This is a genomic window from Yinghuangia sp. YIM S10712 (assembly GCF_051388935.1).
In the GTDB taxonomy this organism is placed as follows: domain Bacteria; phylum Actinomycetota; class Actinomycetes; order Streptomycetales; family Streptomycetaceae; genus Yinghuangia.
Genome location: NZ_JBPKBI010000004.1, coordinates 323,020 through 328,900, shown reverse-complemented (window position 1 = coordinate 328,900; position 5,881 = coordinate 323,020). Strand labels below are relative to the sequence as shown.

General features: G+C 69.6%; 5 protein-coding genes. 3 read left to right on the top strand and 2 right to left on the bottom strand.

Annotated elements, in window-relative coordinates:
- Positions 1–110 precede the first annotated feature (110 nt).
- Complete coding sequence (locus tag ACRX5W_RS13430; RefSeq protein ID WP_436788300.1) at positions 111–1,370, bottom strand: CaiB/BaiF CoA transferase family protein; 1,260 nt, start codon at positions 1,368–1,370, stop codon at positions 111–113.
- Between the two features lie 394 nt (positions 1,371–1,764).
- On the opposite strand from ACRX5W_RS13430, the gene ACRX5W_RS13425 reads away from it, so the two are divergent.
- Positions 1,765–2,271 carry a cobalamin-dependent protein gene (locus ACRX5W_RS13425; RefSeq protein WP_436788299.1) on the top strand — a complete coding sequence of 169 codons (507 nt, stop codon included), beginning with the start codon at positions 1,765–1,767 and terminating at the stop codon, positions 2,269–2,271.
- Positions 2,268–3,638 (top strand): methylaspartate mutase, encoded by a 1,371-nt coding sequence (locus ACRX5W_RS13420; RefSeq protein WP_436788298.1) that lies wholly within the window; start codon positions 2,268–2,270, stop codon positions 3,636–3,638. The genes ACRX5W_RS13425 and ACRX5W_RS13420 overlap by 4 nt, the downstream gene beginning before the upstream one ends.
- A 10-nt stretch (positions 3,639–3,648) precedes the next feature.
- On the opposite strand, the gene ACRX5W_RS13415 is transcribed toward ACRX5W_RS13420, so the two are convergent.
- Positions 3,649–4,857 carry an alanine racemase gene (locus ACRX5W_RS13415; protein ID WP_436788297.1) on the bottom strand — a complete coding sequence of 403 codons (1,209 nt, stop codon included), beginning with the start codon at positions 4,855–4,857 and terminating at the stop codon, positions 3,649–3,651.
- 307 nt (positions 4,858–5,164) lie between these two features.
- Between ACRX5W_RS13415 and ACRX5W_RS13410 the strand changes: the two genes are divergently transcribed.
- Positions 5,165–5,812, top strand: a complete 648-nt coding sequence (locus tag ACRX5W_RS13410) for a hypothetical protein (RefSeq protein ID WP_436788296.1) — start codon at positions 5,165–5,167, stop codon at positions 5,810–5,812.
- Positions 5,813–5,881 lie beyond the last annotated feature (69 nt).

The window sequence follows — 5,881 nt, the reverse complement described above, 5'->3', positions numbered from 1 at the left end:
GGCGCCCGCAGGGGCCCCCCGGTCCAACAGGGCGGTGGTTCCAGCTTGTTCGTGCCGTGGTGCGCGAACGCATCTGACGCATAGGTTGGTTCGGGTGGGGAGGACAGGGATCAGCCGGTCGCCCCGGACTCGACCAGGCGTGCGATCTCCTCGTCCGACAACCCGAGTTCGTCGCGCAGGATCTCCTCGGTGTGTTCGCCCAGCCACGGCACCCGCGTCCACGGGCCCTCGGCCATCTTCGAGAGCTTGACCGGATTGCCCGGCGACAGGATCGGCTCGGGCACACCGTCGGTGCGGTCCATCGCCACGAGCATGTTGCGTTGCGCCACGTGCTCGTCCTCGATGACGTCACCCGCGTTGTGGACCGGGCCGGACGCCACGCCCGCCGCGCTCAGCGCGGCGCACGCCTCCAGACGCGACTTGTCGGCCGCCCACGCCTCGATGCCGGGGCGGATGACGTCCTCGATGTGGCGGAACCAGTCCTGCGGCCCGGCCAGCCGGGGGTCGTCGACCCACTCGGGATGGCCGACCAGCGCGGCGAGGCTCGCGAACATGTGCGGGCGACCGCACTGGATGATCAGGTAGCCGTCGAAAGCCTTGAAGGAGTGGTTGATCAGCGGTGCCTGGCCGGGGTCCTTGAGGCCCATCGACCAGTAGCTGATCCCGGCGTCGTTGAGGGCCACCATGGCGTCGTACATGGAGATGTCGACGTACTGTCCCTCACCGGTAAGGTCGCGGTGCCGCAGCGCGGCGAGCACCCCGATGACGGCGAACAGCGCCGAGCCGGTGTCGCCGAGCGCTCCCATCGGCGACACCGTCGGGGCCACGCCGGGGGTTCGCTTGAACTCGTAGAGACCGGCCATGCCCTCGGCGACGGGCGCGTACGCCGGGCGGCCCTCGTACGGAGTCTCGGCCGTGTTGCCGAAGCCCGACACCGACAGGTAGATCGCGCGCGGGTTGAGCGCGGCGATGTCGTCGTACCCGAGGCCGAGGCGGGCGGCCACGCCCGGCTTGAAGTTCTCGCACACGATGTCGGCCCGCCCGGCCAGCCTGCGGACAATCTCCAGGCCCCGGGGGGTTTTCAGGTCGAGGGTGATGCTGCGCTTGCCGAGATTGTTGCGCAGGAAGGTGACGCCGACCCGGCGCCCCTCGGGATCGTTCATCGACGGCAGCGACGCGCGCCCGGAGTCGCCCAGGCCGGGGGACTCGACCTTGATCACTTCGGCGCCGAGGCGGGCCAGCATCTGGGTCGCGTACGGGAGTGCCTGCATCTGCTCGACGGCGAGCACCCGGATCCCGTCCAGGGGCTTGCCGAACCGTTCCAACTCGGCGCCTACGACCTCACCGACGTGCATTGTGTCTCCGTCCATGGTCGTGCCCGTACCGGAGGGAGGGGCCCTTGACCTGGGGGTTCCACAGATATCCTTGCCCGAGTCAGGGATTTTGCCCCGCCCGGCAACGATAGCTGACGGCGAGTCAGAGAAGCAGTGGGCAAATGTGTGACCGCGCGCACCCGCAACGTGCCCGACCCGTGGCACGTCGCCACGAGCCGATCGCGCCGCAACCCGGTACCGCCATGCATCCGCCCCCGCTATCCGAGTTGCGCGGGCAGACGTCGCCACGTTTGCGCGCTCCAGGTATGCCGATCCCGTCCGGCTCCCGTAACTTGGCTGACGGTAACGCCTGTTCGGCTATTCCGGCGCCGGTTCCGTCGCGTCGGACGAGCCGAATGGTCAGCCGTTCGACGACAGAAAGAAGTCGGTCATGGCCGGTGTGAGCAAAAATGCCGAACGGTCCCGCGCCGGGAATTCCCGCGAAGTCCGCACCGTGATCCTCGGAGTCACAGCCAGCGACGCCCACGCCGTCGCGAACCACCTGATCGCCCATTCCCTGCGCGACGAGGGTTTCCACGTCGTCAATCTCGGAGTGAACACCTCCGTCGAGGAGTTCTTCGCGGCATTGCGCGAGAACCCGGACGCCGAGGCGATAGTCATCGGCAGCATCAACGGGCACGCGTACGAGGATCTGCTCGACCTCCCCGAGGAGCGAGCCCAGACCGGCATCGACTGCCCGGTCGTCCTCGGCGGCAACCTCTCCGTCGGCAGCCACAAGACGGACGACCACCTCCAACGGCTCTACGACCTCGGCGTCGACCACATTCTCCAGGACGCCGACGAGATCGTGGCGTTGCTCGACAAACTCCTCGCGGCCCGCACCGCCGACGGTGTCGAAACCACCGTGCACGCCGCCGGCGAGGACGCGCGCCCATGACCGACGAGCTGTTCAAGACCCCCGAACTCCCGCCGCTGGCCGACAGCATCGCCTACATCCGCGCCCTGCCCAAGCAGACCGTGACCGACGTCCTGCGCGCCGCCAAAGCCCGCGGGAAAGTCGCCGTTCAACCGCGCTGCGGTGTCGGCAGCCAGCGCGAACAACTGGAACTGCTCCGGGCGCTGGAAGCCGGCGGGCAACCCGACATCCACACCCTCACCATCGACGCGCACACCCGCATGCGACGCTTCGACCACGCCCTGCGCTGCATCCGCGAACGCCCCGAGGACCTCAACGGCTACCCGCTGGTCGGCCACGGATGGATTTGCGGACGCGAACTCAACGACGCCGTACGGGCACCGATCCAGATCCGACACGGATCCCCGCACCCCTGGGCGCTGTTCGAGACCACACTCGCGAGCGGATTCACCGCCTTCGAGGGCGGCGGGATCTGCTACAACCTGCCGTACGCGAAGAACTTCCCCATCGCCGAGTCACTCGCCCTGTGGCGTGAAGTCGACGCTGTATGCGGCGACTTGGCCCGCGAAGGCATCATCGTCGACCGTGAGTACTTCGGCACCCTGACCGCCGTGCTCATGCCGCCGTCCATCAGCCTCGCGATCAGCTTCCTCGAAGCCGTGCTCGCCGTGCGCGAAGGCGTGCGCTGCGTGTCGATCGCCTACCCGCAAGGCGGCGAGATCGTGCAGGACACCGCGACCCTGCGCTGCATCCCGCGCCTTGCCGCCCGCTACCTGCCCGAGTCGGTCGAGTGCTTCGCCGTCCTGCACCAGTACATGGGCCCGTTTCCCCGGGGCCGGCGGCGCGCCGACGCGCTGATCTTCTACGGCGCCCTCGCCGCGCGGCTCGGCGGCGCGTCCAAGGTGCTGACCAAGACCCACCAGGAAGCCTTCGGCGTCCCCGACGCGGAGGCCAACGTGGCGGGCCTTGCCACCACCCACCTCGCCTCCTCGGAACTGCTCGACTTCATCGCCGTCGACGAGGAACAAGTCGCCCGGGAATGCGCCTGGATCGAGGAAGAAGTCGCCGAGATCATCGAACCGCTCCTGGAAACCGGCGACCTTCTGAACTCCATTCCGACCGCATTCGCCGACGGGCGCCTCGACATTCCGTTCAGTGCGAGCCGACTGGCCCGCTCGGAAATCGTCCCGGCCCGCGACACCTCCGGTGCCATCCGCTACTTGTCCCCCGGCGCGCTGCCCTTCTCGGAACGCACACTGCGGCGGAACACACTTCTCCTGGACGACGGCGACGGCCGCCCGCCCGTACGTCTGCTCGACCGGCTCTCCCGCGACATCAACTACTTCGCATTCGCTGACTCACCGCCCGCGCGACGCCCCGGCCCCTGACCGCCGCCCGTCAGAAGTACGTGCGCAGCACGTCGACGACCCGGTAGCCGTCGTCCACCACCGGGATCACCCGCCACTTGTCGAAGGCCGTGCACGGATGGGAGACGCCCAGCCTCACCAACTCGCCCGGCCTGACCGCAACCCTGTTCGTCTCGGCGTACGCATGCTGGTCGTCCACCCGGACGACCGACATGCCCGACGCCGGCCGCAGCGTGCCGTCGGCCGCCCGAACCTCCAAAGGCACCGGCAGCCCGAGATCGAACGGCACATCGCGGCGACCCGCCCCCAGAACGGCCAGCCCCGGCTCGGGTACCGATTGCACATGCGCCCAGACCTCCAACGCCCCGACCAGAGCGCCTTCCTCCGGCCGACGGCCGAAGGGCGTGACCCGGCTGTAGAAGCCGTCGTCGTGTGACACGTAGGCACCGCTGCGCAGCACGACGTCGCGGCGGGCGGTCAACGGCCCCAGTACGTCGATCACGACGTCGAACCACGCCGAACCGCCCGCCGACACGATCGGCCTCCCGCGTACCTGAACCGCCTCGGCGACCGCGTCGCCCGCAGCCGCCAGGCCGCGCAGCCACGCGGCCACCGCCTCCGCGTTCTCCAGACCGCCCTCGTAACCGGCGACCCCGCGCACAGTCAGCCCGGAGTCGGCGGCGGCCCGCGCGACCTCCACGGCCCCCGCGACCGAACGGCAGCCCGTACGCCCGCCCGCACGGCCCAACTCGACGACCACGTCCAGCCGTCCGCCCGGCGTGCCGGCAAGCGCCTCCGCCGCGGTTGCCACGCCCTCCGCCGAGTCGACGTAGAACACCGACTCCCAGCCGCCACCGACTTTTTCCGCGAGCCACCGCAGCACGCGCGGGTCGTGGAGCTGATTCGCCAGGAAGACCCGGGGCACCCCGAACCGCCACGCGGCCAACGCCTGGTTGGCCGTCGCCACGGTGATGCCCCAGGCGCCCGCGTCGAGTTGCGCCGCGAACAACTTGGGAGACATCGACGTCTTGCCGTGCGGCGCGAAACGGACACCGTGACGGTGTGCGTAATGCGCCATCGTTGCGATATTCGCGTCCAGCGCGGTCCGGCGCGCGACCATCACCGGAAACGTGAACGGACCGTCGAACAGGACATGGTGACCGGACGTCAGGTCGTTCTCGGCCATCGGCTCGTCGGGCAGCCACAAACCCTTGTCGAAAGCCCCGAACCGGTCGGTCATCGCGTCGCCTCCAGGATGCGCGGAACACGCCGCACCCTCCCACAACTTCGCCGTTCACCGCGTCGGTCCGGAACACGGAACCGATGTCCGAGAACGCGAACGAATCGACGCAACAGCCCAGTTGTACCGCCGCACCGGGCGGAGAGCGTTCCGGCGGCGATATCGCCGCACCGAATTTCGCCGACGCTGCGCCTATCGGGTGACGTTTGCGCGCGTCGCCGTAATAGTCCGGCAACGATCGGCCCGGTCGGGCCGATAGTCGGTCTATCCGACTGGCAGGCAGTCCAGCGAAACCCGGAGAGTTCCCGTGCACGTCCCCTCCGTACCGCCGCCGCCCCGCGTCCCTCGCGGGTTCGCGCTCACGACCGTCGTCCTCGCGGCCTCGGCCGCCACGCTCGCGGCCCTGCCCGACAACGCCGCCGCCGCCCCCGGCGACAACGGCGACGTCAAGATCCACGCCACCACGACCGATTTCGACGACCAGCGGAACGAGCCCAAGGTCTGCGCCTTCTACCTCGCGGCGTTCAACTTCGACCAGGTGCAGCAGGTGACCTGGGCGATCGCCCCGCAACCCGAACGCGTCGGCGGTGCGACGCTGAGCGGCGCGATCTCGCTCGCCACCGGCACCGGCCATACGGGGCCGCTGTCCCTGCCCGACGGGCAATACAAGCTCACCTGGAACTTCCTCGGCCAGACCGGTGCCGCCAAGCAGAAGGTCTTCCAGGTGTCCTGCGCGACGGAAGGCGGCACCACCGGGGGTGTCCAGCCGCCGCTGGAACGCGACGTGTTCGGCAACCTCGTGCCGGTCGGCGGCGCCGACCTCGGCACCGGCAGCACCGCGCCGACCGACGACTCCCTGCGCGTCGCCGCCGGGCTCGCGATCGCCGGCGGCGCAATGTTCTTCGGCCTGCGGCTTCTGCGGCGCTCCGGGCGCACTCGTCCGAGCAGCCGCTGACGAAGGCGTGCGACGGTGACTCGGGAAACCGTCACACGCGGCGGAGGGCGGCCGGTCTCGGGGAGACCG